At 52.0% G+C, this 19,834-nt stretch carries 15 protein-coding genes; 12 read left to right on the top strand and 3 right to left on the bottom strand.

What is annotated here, in order from left to right; genetic code table 11:
- Nucleotides 1-142 precede the first annotated feature (142 nt).
- Entirely contained in the window at nucleotides 143-1,201 is a 1,059-nt protein-coding gene (locus AAF564_10205; GenBank protein MEM8485911.1) for a winged helix-turn-helix domain-containing protein, read from the bottom strand.
- 476 nt (nucleotides 1,202-1,677) lie between these two features.
- Complete coding sequence (locus tag AAF564_10200) at nucleotides 1,678-3,957, bottom strand: hypothetical protein (GenBank protein MEM8485910.1); 2,280 nt, start codon at nucleotides 3,955-3,957, stop codon at nucleotides 1,678-1,680.
- A 184-nt stretch (nucleotides 3,958-4,141) separates the two neighbouring features.
- Here AAF564_10200 and AAF564_10195 point away from each other — a divergent pair, with 184 nt between their 5' ends.
- The 5 genes from AAF564_10195 (at nucleotide 4,142) to AAF564_10175 (ending at nucleotide 11,204) form a co-directional block, all read left to right on the top strand.
- A complete protein-coding gene (locus AAF564_10195; GenBank protein MEM8485909.1) occupies nucleotides 4,142-4,948 on the top strand; it encodes a DUF4097 family beta strand repeat-containing protein in 807 nt (268 codons plus the stop codon).
- Between the two features lie 110 nt (nucleotides 4,949-5,058).
- Complete coding sequence (locus tag AAF564_10190; protein ID MEM8485908.1) at nucleotides 5,059-5,565, top strand: hypothetical protein; 507 nt, start codon at nucleotides 5,059-5,061, stop codon at nucleotides 5,563-5,565.
- A 93-nt stretch (nucleotides 5,566-5,658) separates the two neighbouring features.
- Nucleotides 5,659-6,690 carry a serine hydrolase gene (locus tag AAF564_10185; GenBank protein MEM8485907.1) on the top strand — a complete coding sequence of 344 codons (1,032 nt, stop codon included), beginning with the start codon at nucleotides 5,659-5,661 and terminating at the stop codon, nucleotides 6,688-6,690.
- A gap of 99 nt (nucleotides 6,691-6,789) precedes the next feature.
- Nucleotides 6,790-7,332, top strand: a complete 543-nt coding sequence (gene msrA / locus AAF564_10180) for a peptide-methionine (S)-S-oxide reductase MsrA (GenBank protein MEM8485906.1) — start codon at nucleotides 6,790-6,792, stop codon at nucleotides 7,330-7,332.
- A gap of 41 nt (nucleotides 7,333-7,373) precedes the next feature.
- On the top strand, nucleotides 7,374-11,204 hold the full coding sequence (locus tag AAF564_10175) for a ThuA domain-containing protein (protein ID MEM8485905.1): 3,831 nt from the start codon (nucleotides 7,374-7,376) through the stop codon (nucleotides 11,202-11,204).
- Here the strand turns inward: AAF564_10175 and AAF564_10170 are convergent.
- Nucleotides 11,201-12,502 carry an extracellular solute-binding protein gene (locus AAF564_10170; protein ID MEM8485904.1) on the bottom strand — a complete coding sequence of 434 codons (1,302 nt, stop codon included), beginning with the start codon at nucleotides 12,500-12,502 and terminating at the stop codon, nucleotides 11,201-11,203. The two genes, AAF564_10175 and AAF564_10170, sit on opposite strands and share 4 nt — an antisense overlap.
- Nucleotides 12,503-12,691: 189 nt before the next feature.
- Between AAF564_10170 and AAF564_10165 the strand changes: the two genes are divergently transcribed.
- The 7 genes from AAF564_10165 to AAF564_10135 all read left to right on the top strand — a co-directional run.
- Complete coding sequence (locus AAF564_10165; protein ID MEM8485903.1) at nucleotides 12,692-13,624, top strand: sugar ABC transporter permease; 933 nt, start codon at nucleotides 12,692-12,694, stop codon at nucleotides 13,622-13,624.
- A gap of 18 nt (nucleotides 13,625-13,642) precedes the next feature.
- Entirely contained in the window at nucleotides 13,643-14,893 is a 1,251-nt protein-coding gene (locus AAF564_10160) for an aminotransferase class V-fold PLP-dependent enzyme (protein MEM8485902.1), read from the top strand.
- Nucleotides 14,894-15,078: 185 nt separating this feature from the next.
- Nucleotides 15,079-15,936 carry a carbohydrate ABC transporter permease gene (locus tag AAF564_10155; protein MEM8485901.1) on the top strand — a complete coding sequence of 286 codons (858 nt, stop codon included), beginning with the start codon at nucleotides 15,079-15,081 and terminating at the stop codon, nucleotides 15,934-15,936.
- A 52-nt stretch (nucleotides 15,937-15,988) separates the two neighbouring features.
- Nucleotides 15,989-16,792 (top strand): sugar phosphate isomerase/epimerase, encoded by an 804-nt coding sequence (locus tag AAF564_10150; GenBank protein MEM8485900.1) that lies wholly within the window; start codon nucleotides 15,989-15,991, stop codon nucleotides 16,790-16,792.
- A 146-nt stretch (nucleotides 16,793-16,938) separates the two neighbouring features.
- Entirely contained in the window at nucleotides 16,939-18,018 is a 1,080-nt protein-coding gene (locus tag AAF564_10145; GenBank protein MEM8485899.1) for a Gfo/Idh/MocA family oxidoreductase, read from the top strand.
- Complete coding sequence (locus tag AAF564_10140; GenBank protein MEM8485898.1) at nucleotides 18,015-19,007, top strand: cobalamin-independent methionine synthase II family protein; 993 nt, start codon at nucleotides 18,015-18,017, stop codon at nucleotides 19,005-19,007. The genes AAF564_10145 and AAF564_10140 overlap by 4 nt, the downstream gene beginning before the upstream one ends.
- A gap of 80 nt (nucleotides 19,008-19,087) precedes the next feature.
- Nucleotides 19,088-19,834, top strand: a 747-nt coding sequence (locus tag AAF564_10135) for an alpha/beta hydrolase (protein ID MEM8485897.1), incomplete at its 3' end; no start/stop codon positions are given.

Raw genomic sequence — 19,834 nt, 5'->3', positions numbered from 1 at the left:
AAGCACTGATATACGAAAACACGAAAAAAGCTGGATCTTGCTTCCAACCCTTAATGCGCATCAATAGTGTTTCAAACAGAAAAGGCCGGTTCGTTGATTCGAACCGGCCTTTTGTAAACAGGGTACAGGTCAAGTATGCTGGTTATTCTGCTTCTACTACAGAATATCCTGAGCGCGTTTTATTTGTTGATTGCACTTTGCCTTCATCCTGCAATTCTTCGAGGTATTTGCGAATGGTACCTGGAGAAGCACCAATGTGCGCGCTCAGGGCCTGTTTGGAATGATTAGGGTTTTCCATAAGGGCCCACATCAGCATTTCTTTCAGCCGGTCCTTTTTATTGGACATTTTAGGGCCGTCTTTGCTGGTGCTGTCGTAAGACTTACCGTTGCTGCTGCCGTTGGAGCTTCCATTGCTGCTACCGTTGGAGCTTCCATTGCTGCCATTTTTATGGCTATTGAGCAGGGATGTTGAGCCGTTTTTTGAAAGCTTCGTTTTAGCTGCGTTCAACTGGAATTGCGCCTGCTTGCTTTCGAGCTGAATCTGCGCCTGGAATTTCTTACGGGCGAGGTTGTCTTTTGCGTGTACAGAAGCCATGAGGCGTTCGCGCATCAATTTAACGTCGATCAGCGCAGCTTCGTGCTCTGCTTCAATTTTGGCGCGGGCCACTTCGCTACCCAGTTCGCGGGCATAATTGGCCTGGGCGCTTTCCATGTTCAATGCCTTGATTGCATCGGTTTTGGCGAGCTGCCGGCCTACGCGGCGTACTTTGAAGCTGCTCCGGATATTGCGTTCTTCCTTGCGCTGGTTTTTGAGGACCTCGTAAACGCCGGCCTCATAAATGCTTCGAAGAATCATCACGAGAAGTACCGCACGAAAGGCCCAGCCGGCTGCGCCTTCACCGTGATTAATTGCAATGATCAGAAGGGCGAAGTAAATCACAATCAGCGTGATCGCCCATGCAACTTTCATCGGCATGGGAGCGCTGTGCTGGGTATCAATTGCTAACCACGACGCAATAAAAGCACATTCAATAAGAATCAGGGCACCTACTTTAATAACTGTCAGCCAGGGCTCAGCTATGTTTCCGAATGCTGTATCCGCTACTTCAAGGGTCGCAGCCGACGTAACAACGACACCTGCAAGTTTCATCAACAGATCAATGATCCGCTGTGTCCAGTAAAAATCGAACTTTTTTTTCATGGTCGGCTTTGGTAAAAAAGCTTTTGGGCAAGTCGTAAATGCTCGGGAATTACGGGCGGTACGTACCTCATGGCAGCGCTGGTTTAATCAGAGAGAGGGATAAACAAGCGCGATTCGTCTGGTAAGGTAGTCCGACGCATGTAAGGGCTCTGCTTGGATATGAGCCATAATTTCCTGTTGCAAGAACCGAGGGGGAGTTCAAGTAACACGTAAAGGGGTCGTCACAAATTGACTGAATGGCAGAATAGAAACTGTCATTATTCCCCTCCTGTTAAGGAAAAAATAACTTAGGAATGTAGGTGGATTGATGGATAGGAAGAGTCGCTTGAGTCCCACCGCGCTTTTGGCTAAAAAGGCAATGACTTTATAAGCGAAAAGCTCTTGCAGAATGCAAGAGTGCACCATAGACAAAGCAACAGCATCGCAAAAGCACTGCGAAATATTGCAAACAGCAAGATCTGGGATATACGCCGGCGCTAAGCAAGCCGCCAGATGATATCGCGGTCGATGTATGGCGTATGATGGCGGAAAGCTGCTGTTAGCGCAAGTTTGCGCTCCAGGTGCTCCCCCAGGTTGGCGCCATAGATGTAAGGCGTTTCCCCAGTCGCCGATGTGATCATAAATTGGATTTTGCTGTTGCGCCACAAATCGAGCAATGCCTGTGTATTGGCAAGGTCGTCATCAATCATGGCTTGCAGGTTTTCAGTATAGATACGCTGTTTCTCAGAGGCTGTTGTGTTGAGATATCCATAAACGTTTACAACCCAATGACAAAGATTTCGCTGGGTTGTAGCCCAGCACAGCGCTGCGCGGGCCCTGACCTGGAGGTCTGCAAACACGGGTTCCTGTACCTGAGCTTTGGCCAACCTGTCAATCATCTCGATAGCTTTTCGGAGCCGTGGGAGTGCCTCTTTGTCAAAGGCATCCGCCATATAGGCACCAGACGTCTCATCAACGAGCTGAAACAAGACATCTTTCCCCAAATCATTCATGTTCGAATTGTTCGGCATGGTTACCATGAAGCGCTCGTAGTAGCGTCGGTCGGCTGCGGGAATGGCTTCAATGTTGGGGATAAAAGGCCTGATCCAAAGGCGATACCACACAAATCCGAAATTGCTGAACAGGGGTAAGTAGGGCATCCAGGCAAGGCCGTCTTCAAGTGTATGCCAAGCATGAACCAGTTCTTTTGTTAGCGATGGTTCGACCCACCGGTTTGCGATGTCAGCAACCATGGACTCGTAAGGCTGGGTATTCCCCAATTGAACGTGCCGCAGTATTTCGAGATTGGGCCAGTAGGGGGTTTGCTGTGGATTGAGCAGGCCTCCGATGGCGCTGACCCGCTTTATATCCGATTGCCTGAGTGCCTGGAGCTTTTTGTATACCATGCGCGGATACGGGATGCCAAGCAGGGGCTCCATGTTGAAGGTTGAGCTTGGGGCATACTGTACAATTGGCTCAAAACCGCTAGCCCTGAATTGTGCAAGCTTTTCGCTTTCATCAGCATCCATGGTCGTATGAAACATGGTGCCGGCGATTCCATCATTTTCGGGTAGCCTTGGGTGCTGATAGGGCAGGTGGTATCCCTTTACCAGCAAAGAAGGTGCTTCGAGCGTAAGGCCGTCACCCATGCCGGCAACGATGGTGTCGTGTTCAACTTTGAAGGGCTCAATGCGCAAGCTTACCTCAAATGCTGGATTGATTTCAGCTGCAGATGCCTGGATCAGCCGCAGCCAACCTACAGCGCTTTCACCGGCCGCTTTTGCAATTTTATCGTGATTGCGCCACTCCCGGATCAGGTAGGGGCCACCATTCCGACCACTATAAAGCGAAGCTGTGTGCTCAAACCCCGAGCCGCTGTCGTTTGTCCATACCGAAAGGTAGCCAAGGTCAGGTACTTCTTGTAGCAGATTTTGGATCAGCTCTTTGTAGTGCGTCCTTGCAACGGGGTGGTCCTGCGCGAGCGTGTAGCGGGGCATACGCGAACGAAAAGGATGGTCAACCCTTGCCCCGCGCAACGTTGGGTATTTCTGAAAAAAGGTTTCGGGGAGCGTACGCGGCTCATAGGCAAGCAGGCCCGGGGTTAACCCATATGTACGGCCAATAGCAGCCAATTTCTTGAGCCTGTTCAGGTTTGCTTGCAGGTAGCTGGTGTCATAAATGCCGCGTGTAATTGTACTGTCTACAAACTGCATAAGCCCGGGGCCATAAGAATAGAACTGGCTGTAATATTCACCGGGGACGCCTGGCTCAAACGCCGTGTGAGAGGCAAGGCCGTTGACTTCTACATGGGTAAAGCCACAACGGGCCAAAGTGGCAATGTACTTGGTGGCGTCAAAGTCTTGCGCCGTACGGGCGATTTGCGTCAGGGAGGTGTCGTACAACGGCCTGTGCCAGGCAAAAGAGGCTGGTAACATACAGCCGGCCTCGATTTCGGCATCTTCGGGCAAACATCCATCCATCAACAAACCAACCAATGCATAAAGCAACGAGGGGTAGGAAGCGGTCAGTATGCCGACGCCTTCAGCGCTGATACGTGCATACATCCAGGGCGTATTTTGCGGCCTGTCTGCCGGCAAAGGTGCCGGGCAGTTTTCTGCTAAACAGACAAAGAGCCCTCCGGAGATCGCCGGGCGTGGTACGGCCTCCTGGCCGGCATGTGATGCAAGCGCTTCAGCAGCGGTCCGTTCAACCAGATGGGCGTTTGGTGTGGTTGAAGAATCCGGATAAAAAATGCCTTTTGTAAATGTATGCGTCATAGGTGAAGGCGTTGGTTGGCCAGAGGGTATGCGTAGCTAATGTATAGAAGTCTGGGTCCCGTTAAAAGGTGCTGGGGCTGGATAGTGTAACCTGAGCGATTCTACTCACGTACTGCTTAAAAATTTAGCAGCTGTATTCCTGCAGGCTGTAGCCTCTCCTTCATCAAAAGCTGGACCTTTCATCATGCGTAAACTGCTAGCCTTCACCCTGTTGATTTTACTTTCCGTGCCGGCTATGGCACAGGATCGCGTCTCTCAAAATGACGATTGGTGTGATGACGACAACTGGAATAACAACCTCGAAAAATACTGCGAAGTCCGCGAGTACGAACTCAAGTCGCGCGACCAGGTAAATGTGGATGGGGGGCAAAATGGTGGTATTAGTATCATCGGTTGGGATAAAAACGAAATCCTCGTGCGCGCTAAAGTATCCGGACGCGCGCGTTCCGAACGCCAGGCCCGTGAACTCGTTGAGGAAGTAGAAGTGAGCCTCAGGAGAACGATCGAACCTGACGTGCCACAGAAAATGTCGCGCTGGGGCCGGAAAGCCTCGGTATCTGTGAGCTTTGAAATTTATGTGCCGCACGAAACAGACCTGTCTCTCGAAACGCACAATGGCGGCGTTCGGGTTAAAGAAATCAATGGGGATGTTGATTTTGATGTGCTGAATGGTGGCGTTTCGCTCTCGGATATGGCCGGCAATGTGTCCGGGCATACCACCAATGGTGGCGTTAGCGTACGCCTCACCGGCGATTCGTGGGAAGGGGAAGGGCTGGATGTTTCTACAACCAATGGTGGTGTAACCCTCAAAATACCCGAAGATTACTCTGCGAAGCTGGTTACCGGCACGGTTAATGGCCGGCTGAAATTTGATTTCCCGGTTACCGTGCAAGGCAACCTGGATCGCAAAATCACCACAAAACTGGGCAGTGGCGGCAAAACAATTCGCGTAATGACAACCAACGGTGGGGTTAGCGTCAAACGTAGTTAGTTTAACCTGACCAAAATTTGGGAGATTGCTTCCGGCTTTCTTCGTGGGCAAGCGCATTTTACACAAAGAACGTGTAATTTGCGCTTGCCCCTTTTTATTTACAGATCGCTATGAAATATCTCCCATTTTGTTTTTTGCTATTCTGTTTTTTGCTGTTGTGCGCTTGCGAAGTCCCCGATCCTCCTCAACCCGTCAATCCTGAGGCTACGCAGGTTGCTGCGGCCGTAGATCAGTTTATTAATGCGATTTCGACGCAGGATACAACGGCATTTCGAGATGTGATGCTGCCAGAGGGGGCGGCCATTGCATTGTTCACGCAAGACGGCGAACCCGGCTATGGCTGGCGCATGGTTGATCAGGATGTAGCCATGCTGGGCGGAGCAACGTCGCCCATGTTGGAGCGTGTTTGGGAGCCCGAAATCCGCATAGATGGCATGCTGGCGTCTGTTTGGACGCGCTATGATTTTTACCAGGATGAGGCATTCAGCCATTGTGGTACGGATGCGTTTCACCTGGTGAAAACAGCAGCTGGATGGAAAATTGCATCGATCATCTATACCATTGAACCCGAGGCCGAGAATTGCCCGGTTAGCCCGTTGGGCGACCCCGTTTTTTAGGGTGGGCGAATATACGCCAAAGTGATATGTTTCGTTAACTTCCTGCGCCTTATACTTGGTAGCATTATTTATCCATTTACCCGAACTTTTGGTATGACCCGTTTTCGTGGACTCCTGACCTGTTTTTTCCTGTGTTTTGCACTGGTTTCTTGCGATACAATGCCTACCCAGGAAGCTGCATTAGATGATGTTGCTGCCATGCGAGGCGGCGGCGGTGGAGGCAAACTCAAAATCAAGGGACTGGAAAGTTTGGTCACAATGCACAACGGGCAAATTGTGTCTGCATCCTACTTTGCAGGCACCAGCGCCAATGACCTTAAACATGTCCGTTCCGTCACCAAAAGCGTTGTAGCGCTTCTCGTTGGTATTGCTATTGAAGAAGGCCATATGGGCGGCCTCGATGATACCATCGGCGACCACCTGGCAGGTACTGCAAACTTGAATGACAAAGCCGGAATTACGGTTGGGCAACTGCTCACAATGACAGGTGGATTTCAGTGGAGTGAAATAGGAGGCAATGAATTTGGAATCTGGATTAACGCGCAGGACCAGGTGCAATACGTGCTCGATAAGCCCCTTTCGCATACGCCGGGTACGTACTATACCTACAACACGGGCGCAACCCATATCCTTGGGGTAATGGTAGCCGAAGCCACCGGTATGTCACTCGATGCTTTTGCAGCCACGCATCTGTTTGGACCGTTGGGGATTACGCAATCTGCCTGGGATGCCGACAAACAGGGCAATCCCTATGGCGGTCACGGTATCCAGCTCAAGCCCGTTGACATGGTAAAACTTGGTCAACTTGTGCTGGATGATGGTGCCTACAACGGTACGCAAGTGGTGCCGACAACCTGGATGCAACAGGTGCAAACTGTGCAGTGGCCGCTCAACTTTGTCTATGGCGACCTTACCGACGTCGACTACGGCTACCTGTGGTACCTCGACCATGGCAACGCTGATGAAGTTGTGCTTGCATGGGGGTATGGTGGGCAGTTTGTCTACACCGTGCCGGCCCTCGATTTGATTGTTGCTACAACGGCAAAGTGGGCCGTAAATGCAAACAAAAAAGGCCCAGCAAGAACTGGCAATTTTGGATCACATCGTAAACGAAATTCTACCTGAATATCAGTAACGCTGCGCGAAGAAGGGGCACGTAATAGCCCAAGCTTTCAAGTAGAAAGTTTGTTAAATTGGCGTGCTATCCAAACAGGTTTGATGAAAATGACAGCGCATACAGAAGTTGCTACGCTTGGTGGCGGATGTTTTTGGTGTATCGAAGCCGTGTTCAGTCCCCTCAAGGGCATTCAGAAACTGGTTTCTGGCTATGCCGGTGGCAAAAATCCCAATCCTACTTACAAGGAAGTTTGCTCTGGTACCACCGGACATGCAGAAGTTGTTCAGGTGTCCTTTGATACTGCTGAAATTACCTATGAAGAAGTGCTGGAGATCTTCTTTGCGATGCACGATCCCACAACCCTGAATCGCCAGGGCAACGACCGGGGGACGCAGTATCGCTCCACCATTATGTACCACAATGCGGAGCAGCAAAAGACTGCGCAGGCTGTTATCGACAGACTTACTGCGGATAATACCTTTGGTGATCCTATTGTTACTGAAGTTGTACCGCTTCCCGAATTTTACCCCGCGGAAGATTACCACCAGGACTACTTCGCAAACAATACCTATCAGCCTTATTGCATGGCAGTTATTGCACCCAAAGTGCTTAAGCTCCGCGCGAAGTATGCAGCAAGGCTGGTGGAGTAGGCACCGTCCTCTCTAAGCTACCACTTTAAATTACGTACTCCATGATGCCACCAAAACGATGGGTCTGGCTTGTCTGTATCCTTTTGTTTTCTGCCATGGTCATGGGTCCAGAGCCAACAACGCCTGAGCCGCCCGAAGATCCGCACGGGTTTACCGCGTTGGTTTTCTCAAAAACGGCCGGCTTTCGCCACGATTCCATCGAAGCCGGCATCGCAGCGATCAAAGAGCTGGCTGTTATCCACAATTTTGAGCTCGATGCAACCGAAGACGCTGCTGCCTTTACCGATGCAAACCTGGCTAACTACGAGGTTGTTATTTTTCTCAGTACAACGGGAGATATCCTGAATGATGACCAGCAGGCTGCATTTGAGCGGTATATCCGCGCCGGCGGCGGGTTTGTGGGCATCCATGCCGCAGCGGATACTGAATACGATTGGCCCTTCTACGGCGGTCTGGTGGGCGCCTACTTTGAGAGCCATCCGCCAGACATGCCAGGTACCATACATGTTGTTGATGATGAACATCCCTCAACGCAGATGCTGCCCGAGCGCTGGACTCGTTTTGATGAGTGGTACAACTTTCAGGATAATCCCCGTGGCAATGTGCACGTGCTCGCAACCTTAAGCGAAAAATCGTACAACGGAGGGACCATGGGCGCTGACCACCCGATTGCCTGGTGCCAGGTATATGAAGGCGCCCGGAGCTGGTATACCGGAGGCGGACACACCATCGAGAGTTTTTCGGAGCCGTTGTTCAGAGAACACATTTTGTACGGTATCGAATACGCTGCCGGTGAAATAGACGGCGACTGCGGCGGTACCGTGTGGGACAACTATGATCGGGTTACGCTGGATGACAATACAGAAAACCCGATGGCGTTGGACATTGCTCCCGATGGGCGCGTCTTCTACGTGGAGCGTGGGGGAGACCTGCAAATCTATGACCCCCAGACGGCGCTGACCACAACAGCCGGCACCATTGATGTGGTGACTTCCAATGAAGACGGCCTGATTGGGATTGCGCTGGATCCTGAATTTGAAACCAACAACTGGGTCTATCTCTTCTATTCACCGGTCACTGAAACTGACAAGCAGTACGTGTCGCGCTTCACCATGACGGGCAACACGCTTGACATATCTTCCGAAGCGCTGCTGTTGGACATCTTGGTGCAACGAGAGCAGTGTTGCCACTCTGGTGGTGCCATGCGCTTCGATGCGGCGGGTAACCTGTTTATTGCAACTGGCGATAACACCAATCCCTTTGAATCGAGTGGTTTTGCGCCCATTGATGAACGCCCTGGCCGTGAAGCCTGGGATGCACAGAAATCTTCGAGCAATACCAATGACCTACGCGGTAAAATTCTGCGCATTACCCCGCAGCCTGATGGCACGTACACCGTTCCGACAGGTAATCTGTTTGAAGACCCTGCAGATGGTCGTCCCGAAATCTACATCATGGGACTCCGCAATCCGTTCAGGTTTTCGATTGACAGCCGGCGAGGCTGGCTGTATTGGGGAGATGTCGGACCAGACGCCGGCAACGATGATACCAGCCGCGGACCACGGGGTTTTGATGAATGGAATCAGGCCAAAGAAGCCGGCAACTATGGATGGCCTTACTGTATAGCTGACAACAAGTCGTACCGCGACTATGATTTTAGTGCCAGCACTTCAGGCAGCCTTTTCAATTGTGATGCACCTGTCAACGACTCACCCAACAACACAGGCGCAACCAACCTGCCCCCCGCACTGCCGGCATGGATCTGGTATCCCTACAATCCTTCAACCGAGTTTCCAGATGTGACTGAGGGCGTTGGCCGTACAGCCCTCGCTGGTCCTGTGTACTACAGAGAAGAGACACAAGACATACAAGTGCGGCTGCCGGATTACTTTGATGATACGTTGTTCATCTATGAGTGGGCCCGTAACTGGATTCATGAAGTCAAGCTCGATGATCAGGGCGGGATTCTCGACATTCAACCGTTTCTCTCAAACCAGGAATTTCTGCGGCCCATCGACATGAAAGCTGGCCCCGATGGCGCCCTTTACCTGCTTGAGTGGGGGACAGGCTTTGGCGGCAACAATGAAGACTCACGGTTGACAAAAATATCCTTTGTGCAAGGATCCAGGGCGCCCGTGATTCAAGCAGAAGTTGCGCCACTGGCCGGCCAATCCCCCCTGGAGGTACAGTTTGATGCATCGAGATCTTTCGACCCGGATCCGAACGAGCCGCTGACCTTTGCCTGGGACTTTGAAGCGGACGGCACGGTAGACGCAACCGATCCAATAGTATCTCATACCTACACGGAAAACGGCGTGTTTACAGCAACCCTCACAGCCACAGACCCGGCAGAGAATGTCTCTGTAGCAAGTTTTCAGATTGTGGTGGGTAATTCTTATCCAACCATCATGCTGGATTCGCCGGCTGACGGATCTATTTTCGATTGGGGGGAGCCCGTGGCCTTTAACATGGGTGCAATGGACCCGGAAGACGGCTCAACAGAAACGGGGGGTATCGCTTGTGATGACCTGGACCTGCAATTGTTTATCGGGCATGACGACCATACACACCCACTTGATCAGGCAACAGGATGCACCGGCTCTTTTGTGGCTTCAGAAGAGGACCATGGTGGAGAAGGAGATCGGTTATTCTATGTGATGGAGGCCTCTTATACCGACAAGGGAGACAACGGCGTGGGACAGCTTACCTCTCGCGCACTACACATTCTCCAGCCGCGCAGATTTGAAGCAGAGCATTACCTGGAGCAAGAAGGTGTGCGTACCGAAGATAGTCAGGATCCACGTGGTGGCGGAGTCCATCTCGCATTTATCGATGATGGAGATTATGCTGCGATTGGCCCGATCAATCTCAAAGATATCTTTGGGATGACGTTCCGTATTGCATCTGCCGGCAGCGGTGGGCGGATTGCTGTTCGATTGGACGCGCCGGACGGCCCTGAACTCGGCTATGCACATGTAGAGTTTACGGGTGGGTGGCAGACGTTTCGAGACGTAACCATCCCGGTCGAAGACCCCGGTGGTACCCATACGCTGTATCTGGTATTCGAAAATGAGCCAGGGGCAACAGATCTTTTTAATGTAAACTGGGTGGTGTTTCACGGACCTGGCGTTCGGGCTGATGCAACCGTGCAGGGCTTGCAAGGAGAATACTACCGTACCCCGGATCTGACAGGCAGCAGTGAGATCAGACATGATGCGCAGATCAACTTTAACTGGGCAGGAGATGGTCCAATCGCAGGCTATCCGACAGATAACTTTAGCGCACGGTGGAAGGGTTTTGTAGTGCCTGATGAAAGTGGTGCATACACATTTTATGCCCGTAGCGACGATGGCATGCGCGTTTGGCTCGACGGTGCACTGATTATTGATAAATGGCAGGTGCAGAGCGTCACTGAAACGCCGAGTCAGACCATCCAGCTTAACGCTGACAATACATATGAGCTGGAGGTTACCTACTACGATGCCCAGAGTACAGCGCAGGCGCATTTACTGTGGAGTAGCGATACGATCATCAAACAGCCGGTACCCAACACACAGTTATACCCTGAAGCTATTGCTATTCCTCAGGAAGATAATGGTGCGCCAGTTACCGAATTTACAGTGGATGCCATTTATCCCAATCCGGTGCGTAATCAAGGTGTTGTGCACATCAATTTGCCCCAAACGAGCAAAGTTACCGTTATAGTGCATGACGCGCTAGGCCGGCAGGTGGGTGTGCTCTACGACGGACTGTTTGGGTCAGGCCGGCATCAGATTGATCTCGATACAGATGGCCTGGCAAGTGGTGTATACTTCTGCCGCGTGCAAACGGAAGATGCGCAGCATATCCAGCAATTTGTTGTGGTGCGTTAGCGCATCACTTCGCGCTGCTGTCGCGCAAATCCCAGCTGGATCTGTGTGTTGATTTCTGATTGCATGCGCTGTACAGCAGTCGCGGCGTCCATGTGTCCGTATGCAAACCGCTCAACGTAGGTACCGATGACTTCCAATGAGTTTTTGTCGTGTGCAAACTTGGGCGGGAGATATACGGACTGCCTGGCATACGTTTGCAACATCGGATCGCTGTTAAACTCGGGCAATACTGCTACAGATTTTAAAATCGGCTGTGCATTAACGGCGCGTACGTAGCGGAGATAGGGTTCATCCGAGAGGAGAAACGCGAGGAATTGCCAGGCAATTTCTTTGTTGGGTGAGCCACTATTGACGACCATCGGAAAAGCACCGCCGGAAGAGTATGAGGTGAAGGTGCTGTCTTTGGGCGGGATGGGGGCAACGCCGTAGTTGACGTCAGGAAAGTTCTCAGCCATCCAATGGATTACGTGGTCTTCGCGGATGAACATGGAAACGCGGCCTTGCCCAAACCCCCGTTGATCTCCATCCAACGTTACGCTGTCGATGTTTTTTTCGAGGATGTAACCGTAAAACTGGAACGCTGCTTCGCCGGCAGGGGAGTCGAAGTAACTGGCTGATCCAGCTGCGTTGAAAGGTGTCCCGCCGGCTGAGTAGAAGAACGTCAGCCATTTTTCGGCAGTGCCCTGCTTGTAGCCCGTCTTGCGCAACGAAAAGCCGGCCCGGGTGATAGTGTCATCTGCGTCGCGCAGGGTAAGCTGGTCCGCAAAATCGACCAACTCCTGCCAGTTTTTAGGGGGACGGGTGAGTCCTGCTGCCGCAAAGTGGTCTTTGTTGTAGTACAACATCGTCCACCCGGCATGATGCACAATCCCGTAACAGGTGCCATCGAAGTAGGGCGCTTGCCGAATCATTTCATTGACACTGTTTTCCTGTACTATTTTTTCGATGTATGGCGGTGCCGGCGCGAGCAAGTCCAGGGCCACGTATTCTGCCAGTTCATTCTCCCTGAAGTACCAGATGTCTGGCGCATTGCCGCTTGCATAGCGGAGTCTGAGCTTGATTTCATAATCTTTAAGAGACGACCCCGGGAATTGCTCAATCTGTATGTCGACGTCGGGGTTAGCTGCTTCGAATGTTTGTTCAGCCCAGTTGAAGAATCCTACCTGGTCAGTACTTATGGGCAGCACAAATACACTAACCACCTTTTTGCTGTTGTCGGATGGCGCCGGCGCATTACACCCGCACAGGAGCAGGCTGACGACTAGTAAAATCAGACGAAGTAGAGATCGGCTCAGCATGTCGCCAATGAAATTGTGATGACCAAAACTAAATGGTAAGTTGTGCTATTCGGTAGTGCCATTGCTTGACGCAACTGCCGAAACTAAATCATTCGACACTCAGCAATCGACACTCGGCATTAAACTGGCGTCTTAATTTACATAAGTTTTGCTCCGCCTCCAGCGTACTGGCGGCTGTCAAGAAACTACATGTCACACCCCGGGAATCCAATATCGCACCGATCCGCCGCCAGGAAACAGGCTGGCTGGCTGTTTGCTATGGGAGGCCGGCGTGAGGCACATGTAGCTATGCTGATGCTCGTGCCGGTGGTGGTGTTTTTTATTGTTTTCCAGTACTACCCGATTCTCAAAAGCATTGTTATAAGCTTTACCGAATACGGACTGTTGCGCCGTGACGCGCCGTTTATCGGCTTTACGCATTACGTACGCCAATTTCAGGATCCTCTTTTTCTGACTGCCCTCTGGAATACGCTGGTTTTTGTCTTCTTTGCGGTTGGGATTGGGTTTGTCCTTGCGTTGGGGTGTGCCGTACTGGTAGAGCGAACCGGACGGTGGGCGCGGGTATACCGTGCGATTTATTTCATCCCGGTTGTTACGTCGCTACTGGCCACTACCATGATGTGGCGCTGGCTTTATGCGTCCAATGGGCTGTTGAACTACATGCTTTCCCTTGTCGGATTGCCGGCGCAAGCATGGTTACTCAGCGAAGAACTGGCGCTGCCTTCGCTAATTGCCCTGACAATATGGAAAAACCTGGGGTTTGACATGATTCTGTTTGGTGCAGCCATCCAGGCAATACCAGATTCATACTACGAAGCGTCGAGTATCGAGGGGGCGACCGGCTGGGAAAACTTGCGCTTTATTACACTCCCACAGCTTCGGCCCATTATGCTGTTGGTGTGTGTGACCGCGATCATCCGGTCGTTCCAGATCTTTACAACGGTATTGGCGATGACACAAGGCGGTCCCCTGAACGCAACGCGTACGGTGGTCTATCACATCTATGAACAAGGGATACAGTACGACGACATTGGGTACGCTTCTGCTGCAGCTGTCATCCTGTTGCTCGTTGTAGGCTTGTTGACGTTTATGCAGTTTCGCCTCAATCGCCGTATCCAGTAGACTTTGAATGCCATGCAAATGATAAGACGTAATTTTTTGTCGGTGATGGGCCTGGGTATGCTGGGCGCCGGCAAACATCTTCGCTTGCCAGATCCGAAAACCGTGTCAGACGACGACTATTGGGCGCAGGTACGGATGCAATATCCCCTGACCCACGACCGCGTTTACCTGAATACGGGCGGACTCGGGCCGGCGTCCTATGCCGTCATTGATGCTGTTCAGCAAACGATGATGGACCTGCAGCGAATCTCAGAACATGGCCACCGCAAAATCACCGAAGCCCGACACCCCGTAGCTGATTTTTTTCGTGTACCGCCAGAGACCATTGCCTTCACGCGCAATGCCACCGAAGCCAATGCCACGATAGCCTCTGGCCTCACGTTTTTGGAGCCCGGCGACGAGGTAATCATCGAGACCCACGCGCACCCGGGCGGCGCAATTCCGTGGATGAGCCGGCAGAAACAACACGGCATTCGGGTACGCGCTTTTGAACCAGATCCGGAAAGCGCTGCGGGCAACCTTGCCCGTATTGAAGCACTGATCTCGCCCCGAACCCGCGTAATTCAGGTTAGCCATCTCACGGCACCAACAGGCATTGTGATGCCGGTTACGCAGATTGCTGGGCTGGCACAGGCGAATAACCTGTGGTTTCATGTAGATGGAGCACAGTCTGCCGGCGCATTTCCTGTTGATCTCGAATCGATCGGATGCGACTCGTACGGTACAAGTGGCCACAAGTGGATGGGGGCGACCCATGGTACAGGTTTGTTATACATCAGGCAGGAACGTCTCGAAGATGTTATGCCCACCGAAGTTGGGGCGTATTCTGACAATGGCACCTTCGACATCCCCGATCAATTAGCGTACAATGAAACAGCTGTGCGCTATGAATGCGGGACACGCGATGCCACCAAAATTGTCGGTATGCAGGCTGCAATCCGTATGCTGAACGAAATTGGTATGGAACGCGTGGCTGCTTATGGCAAGTCACTTGGCGTTTATTTACATAACGGCCTTGATGAAATCGACAGTGTCACCGTGTTGACCCCGCAAGATCCTGCGTTGCGTGCCGGCATTACAACCTTCCAAACCGCGGGCGTGCCTTGCCGGGAAGTGTACCGACGACTGGCCCAGGATTTTAAACTACGTTGCCGTATCGTCACCGAGCGTGGCCTTGATGCGTTGCGGGTCTCAACCCACATTTTCAATAACAAAGCTGAATGTGACCGTGTTTTGGAAGCCGTTGAACAGATAGCTGCGGGGAAATAATTGGATCAATCACAAGAAATGCAAAATGATTTGCGCGTTGTACGAAGGGGGTTTCGTGTATCCGTTTTTCTGTATGTCCGTTTCTCCGTACTACCATCATCAGTGAGCCCAACTCTTCGCTCCAACCTCCCCTCTCCAAACTCCAAACTCCTCTTTTCCCCCCAACCACCTCTCTCCATTAACCCTTGAACCGCTCTTCAAACATATCAAACCTCCTTACCCACTTGGTGCTGATCATCGGCGCATTTGTCATGCTTGGGCCACTGGTATGGATGGTGTTGACTTCATTGAAAACAGCAGCTGACGCAGAGTCGTTTTTTAACACGCCGCGTCAGTTCTGGTTGATCTTGCGCGGGCTTTTGCCCCAGCCGCTTACATGGGAGAACTACGTTGCAGTATTTACGGAACGGCCGATGGTCTGGTATTTCCTGAACAGTGCCGGCTACACGCTCCTCAAGCTCATTCCCGGGCTGTTCTTTTGTTCACTGGCTGGATTTATCTTTGCGAAAGTAGACTTCCCCGGCAGAAACTGGATTTTTGCAGCGATCCTCATCACCCTGATGGTCCCGTTTCAGGTAAAGATGTTGACGCTTTACGACTTGATGGTAGATTTGCGATGGGTAGATACGTATTGGGCCATCGTCATGGTTGGTTTGATGGAGCCGTTTGGTATTTTCCTGTTCCGACAGAGTATCGTTGGCATTCCTGACGAATTGCTGGATGCTGCCCGAATGGACGGCGCTAGCGTTTGGCGGATGTATGTGGATGTTGTGCTTCCCCTCATCAAACCCACGCTGGCAGCATACAGTATCTTTCTGTTTATGTGGTCGTGGAGCGACTTCCTCTGGCCACTCATTGCCCTCAACACCGAGACACTCAAACCATTGGAAGTAGGCATTCTTGGGTTCTCAGATATCAACAACCCCGAATTTGTCAAAATGATGGCGGCAGCCAGTGTTGCAGTCATCCCCGTAATTGCCTTCTTTCTATTGATGCAGCGACAATTTATCAAAGGTGTTACATTAAGCGGACTAAAAGGGTAGGGCGACTGGGGTCCTGCAGCATTAAGGCCGGTACGCACAGCAGCAAAACGATATGCATAGAGCACTGGAAATAGGTATCGTGAGTGACGAGATCACACGCGACCTGGGAGAAGCCCTTGACCGGGCTGCCGACTGGGGTATCCAGCGGTTTGAATTGCGGGAAGGGAAGGAGCGGCGGTTTCCGTTTTTTACAGACGAAGAGATTCACCTGGTTGATCACGCGTTACTTGCCGGCACCAAAATCACAGCGGTGTCTCCCGGCATTTTTAAAGGTAACGTGGAAGAAGCCGTGCAGCGCAAGCGCGAAATTGAAGATGTATTTCCTCGCACGGTTGAGCTTGCACAGCGGTTTGGTTGCAAAACCGTTATCGCGTTTGCGTTTGATGGCTGTGATAACGCGCCGGCAAATCGACTGCACGTATTGCGCGCCTTTGAGCAGATAGCAGAGCAGGCTGCGGCGGCTGATCTTGTGGTTGCTTTCGAAAATGAGCCGGCGTTCTGGATCGACCGCCCCGATTCATCGGTTGCCCTGCTTGAAGAAATTGGCCACCCCGCACTCCGTATAAACTGGGACCCCGCCAATCTTCACTGGAGCGGACAGAAACCTGATGCTGAAGCGTTTGCCATTCTTGCTCCCTATCTGGTGAATGTACACGTGAAAGATTATACGCCGGATGATGAAGCAGAACCCTGGTGTCCGTTGGGTGAAGGCATTGTCCCCTGGGCTACGTTATTGCCCGATCTTGCAGGCCATAAAAAGATCAAACATCTAACCATAGAAACCCACTGTAAGCCGTTGGTGCGCAACAGTGAAGCCAGTGTCGAGGCGCTAAGAGCGCTGCTGGATGCGTTGTAGGCTCGCGCCGGTAGCAGACTTAACAGGTTTCTTAAAAAACGAATACTTTAATTGCGCGTAAATACGTACCATTTAATTGGTAATATGCAGTAAATCACCGCTTTTGATAGTCCTGATCTATCGATACGCCTTCGGGCGCAAGTGTTATGACCCCTTCTGAAGCAAACGAGCCTGTGCGGATTGGTCTTGTAGGGTTGGGCGGCCACGGCAACACCATACAACAAGCATGTGAGCAGGCATCCAATCTGGATGTGATCGCAGTGTATGATCCGAACAAGGAAGCAGCTGCGCTGGCTGCTACGCGGTTTGGATGTTATAACGCCATTTCTTTTGAAGAACTGATCCGTATGGACCAGTTGGAAGCTGTTGTTTTGGTAACACCGAACCACCTGCACCGGAAGCAGGTATTGGCCGCGCTGGAAGCTGACCTCCATGTCTTTGTCGAAAAGCCTCTTGCAAGCAATTTGGATGAAGGCATGACTATGATTTCCAAAGCAGAGGCTAAAGGCCGCGTGCTTATGGTAGGGCACAACATGCGGTTCTGGAAGACAGCCAGAAAAGCCCGCGCTTGTCTTGAAAGCGGCGAACTCGGGCAGGTGATTAGTACCGAAATACATTTTTCAGCCCCTACAGGCATGCGGCTCCCCGTTGATTCCTGGCGCCGCAAACCAGATCTCGTCCCCATTCTGCCGGTCACCCAGCTTGCCATCCATGCGTTTGATCTTGTGCATTACTTGCTTGGATACATCGAAGAGGTTACCGCGTACGCACAGTCAGCCATAACACGGGATGACCTGGTAGACAGCAGCTGTGCTATTTTCAGGGTGTCAGGCGGTAGCCTCGGGACGATGATCAGCAACTACTGCACGCAGGAGTTATTTTCTTTGCGGATTGCCGGCACCCGTGGGACCTTGCAATTGCAGCCGGGCAGTTTCACCTTTACGCCGCTTGCGTTTGCAGAGGCCATGCCAACGCACCCCGGTGCTCCCATCGAAGTCCGCGATGAATTCAATGGGTTTGAAAGTTATCGCCTCATTATGGAGGCTTTTGGCGAGGCCGTAGCGGAACATACCTTGCCAGAAACCGACGGCTGGGTTGGATTGCAATCGCTGGCTGTTGTAGAGGCCATGCAACGTTCTGCCGCTGCATCCGGGACGCCCTGGCTTGTTGAACGATTCAAAAGCGCCAGCCTCGACAGCGCCGGCGCCTCTACAGTAACTTTATGATTAAAACAACAGTTGTAGGCAGCTATCCAATGTTGGACTGGCTGGTGGCTGCACCGAGTGAACAGGCCCTTGCTGATGCAACCGCCGTGGTGCTGAAAACGCAGGAATTAGCCGGGCTGGATTTGATAGCGGATGGGGAGTTATACCGCTTTGACATCAACCATCCGCAGACCAATGGGATGATTGATTACTTCGTGCGACAACTGGGTGGCATCCGCACGACCATGGGCCGGCAGGATATCGAGGACTTCCAGAAATTGGCCGGCATGGGGTTTCGGAAAGCGCCGGCCGGGGTTGTGGAAGCTCCAATTTCAGAAGGGACGCTCGATCTGGTGAGCGACTATGCGCGCGTACGCCAACTTACAACCCAACCCCTCAAGTTTACCATAACGGGCCCCCACATGTTGAGCAAAACGCTGTTCGACAAACACTACGGCCAACGCCCCGAACTCACGCGTGCCATCGCTTCGGCACTTGCTCAACAGATTCGGCTAATCGATGCAGACGTGCTGCAGCTTGACGAAGCCAACTTGCCTGGTGCACCACACGAAGGCACCTGGGCCGCAGAAGCCATCAATATCATGCTGGATGCCGTGCCAAATACGCCGGCAGTACACCTCTGTTTTGGCAACTATGGCGGGCAGTCCATTCAGAAGGGGGCATGGCAAGCACTGCTCACGTACATGAACAGCCTGCACACTGATCACCTTGTGCTGGAGTTTGCCTTCCGCGGTTACAAAGAGTTAGAGCGGTTTGTTGATTTGGATACCCATATTGGACTTGGGATTGGCGTGATCGATATCAAAACGACGGTCATAGAATCACCAGAGGAAGTCGCCCGACGCATTGAAGTTGCCGCCAATTATGTGGGCGAAGAACGGATCAAGTACGTCCATCCCGACTGTGGATTCTGGATGTTACCCCGTTCGGTCGCTGATGGGAAAATGCGTGCGCTTGTTGCCGGCCGCGATCTGTTTGCCGGCAGCTAGGGGGCATTCAACCGCGCCGTTTGATACAGTTCCCTTCGTCTGGTGCAACAATCAACTGCTCAACCCACGTACCCTATTCCATGATGAAAGGATGTATTAAACGACTCAGTATCTTTGTTGGCGCGGTGCTCCTGCTTTTAATCGCTGGGGCCGTCAGTTATGTGAATCAGCTTGGATTCCTGGTGCCGGAAGGAGATGCGATGGAAATACTGAGTGGACTCTCACATACGCCGCGCGAAGAAGTCATCGAATATGAGGGGCAACCTGTCCATACTGTAGAGATTGGAGATCCAGAAAAACCGACGCTCATGTTTGTGCACGGATCGCCCGGTGATTGGGGAGACTTTTCCCGCTATTTGACTAGTCCCGTATTGCTCGAACGGTTTCACATGATTGCCGTGACAAGGCCGGGGTATGCAAAATCAGGTGATGGTGAACATGAACCGTCTTTGGAAAAGCAGGCTGCAGCCTTGTTGCATGTCCTCGAACGCCGGAGTCCGGGTGCGCCGGCTCTGCTCGTCGGTCATTCGTTTGGTGGCCCTGTGATTGCACGGATGGCAATGGACGCGCCAGAAAAAGTTGCATCGCTCCTGCTATTGTCCGCGTCGATAGATCCTGCGCTGGAAGACATGAAATGGTATCAATACCCTGCGGCGGCACCTCCGATCTCCTGGCTAATTCCAACCAGCCTGCTGGTATGCAACAGGGAAATACTGGCCCTTGAACCCGAACTCGAAGCGATGATGCCACTTTGGGCTAACATTCGCCAACCCGTAACCGTGATTCATGGCGATGAAGACAAACTCGTGCCCGTAGCAAACGCAGAT

It is taken from the genome of Bacteroidota bacterium, assembly GCA_039111535.1.
Classification (GTDB): domain Bacteria; phylum Bacteroidota; class Rhodothermia; order Rhodothermales; family JAHQVL01; genus JBCCIM01.
This window is presented reverse-complemented; position numbering and strand designations above follow the sequence as displayed.

Bases quoted from the DNA above. Each gene is read 5' to 3' on its own strand.
- AAF564_10205 (MEM8485911.1), bottom strand. From the start codon at position 1,201: ATGAAAAAAAAGTTCGATTTTTACTGGACACAGCGGATCATTGATCTG.
- AAF564_10200 (MEM8485910.1), bottom strand. From the start codon at position 3,957: ATGACGCATACATTTACAAAAGGCATTTTTTATCCGGATTCTTCAACC.
- AAF564_10195 (MEM8485909.1), top strand. From the start codon at position 4,142: ATGCGTAAACTGCTAGCCTTCACCCTGTTGATTTTACTTTCCGTGCCG.
- AAF564_10190 (MEM8485908.1), top strand. From the start codon at position 5,059: ATGAAATATCTCCCATTTTGTTTTTTGCTATTCTGTTTTTTGCTGTTG.
- AAF564_10185 (MEM8485907.1), top strand. From the start codon at position 5,659: ATGACCCGTTTTCGTGGACTCCTGACCTGTTTTTTCCTGTGTTTTGCA.
- msrA (MEM8485906.1), top strand. From the start codon at position 6,790: ATGACAGCGCATACAGAAGTTGCTACGCTTGGTGGCGGATGTTTTTGG.
- AAF564_10175 (MEM8485905.1), top strand. From the start codon at position 7,374: ATGATGCCACCAAAACGATGGGTCTGGCTTGTCTGTATCCTTTTGTTT.
- AAF564_10170 (MEM8485904.1), bottom strand. From the start codon at position 12,502: ATGCTGAGCCGATCTCTACTTCGTCTGATTTTACTAGTCGTCAGCCTG.
- AAF564_10165 (MEM8485903.1), top strand. From the start codon at position 12,692: ATGTCACACCCCGGGAATCCAATATCGCACCGATCCGCCGCCAGGAAA.
- AAF564_10160 (MEM8485902.1), top strand. From the start codon at position 13,643: ATGATAAGACGTAATTTTTTGTCGGTGATGGGCCTGGGTATGCTGGGC.
- AAF564_10150 (MEM8485900.1), top strand. From the start codon at position 15,989: ATGCATAGAGCACTGGAAATAGGTATCGTGAGTGACGAGATCACACGC.
- AAF564_10145 (MEM8485899.1), top strand. From the start codon at position 16,939: ATGACCCCTTCTGAAGCAAACGAGCCTGTGCGGATTGGTCTTGTAGGG.
- AAF564_10140 (MEM8485898.1), top strand. From the start codon at position 18,015: ATGATTAAAACAACAGTTGTAGGCAGCTATCCAATGTTGGACTGGCTG.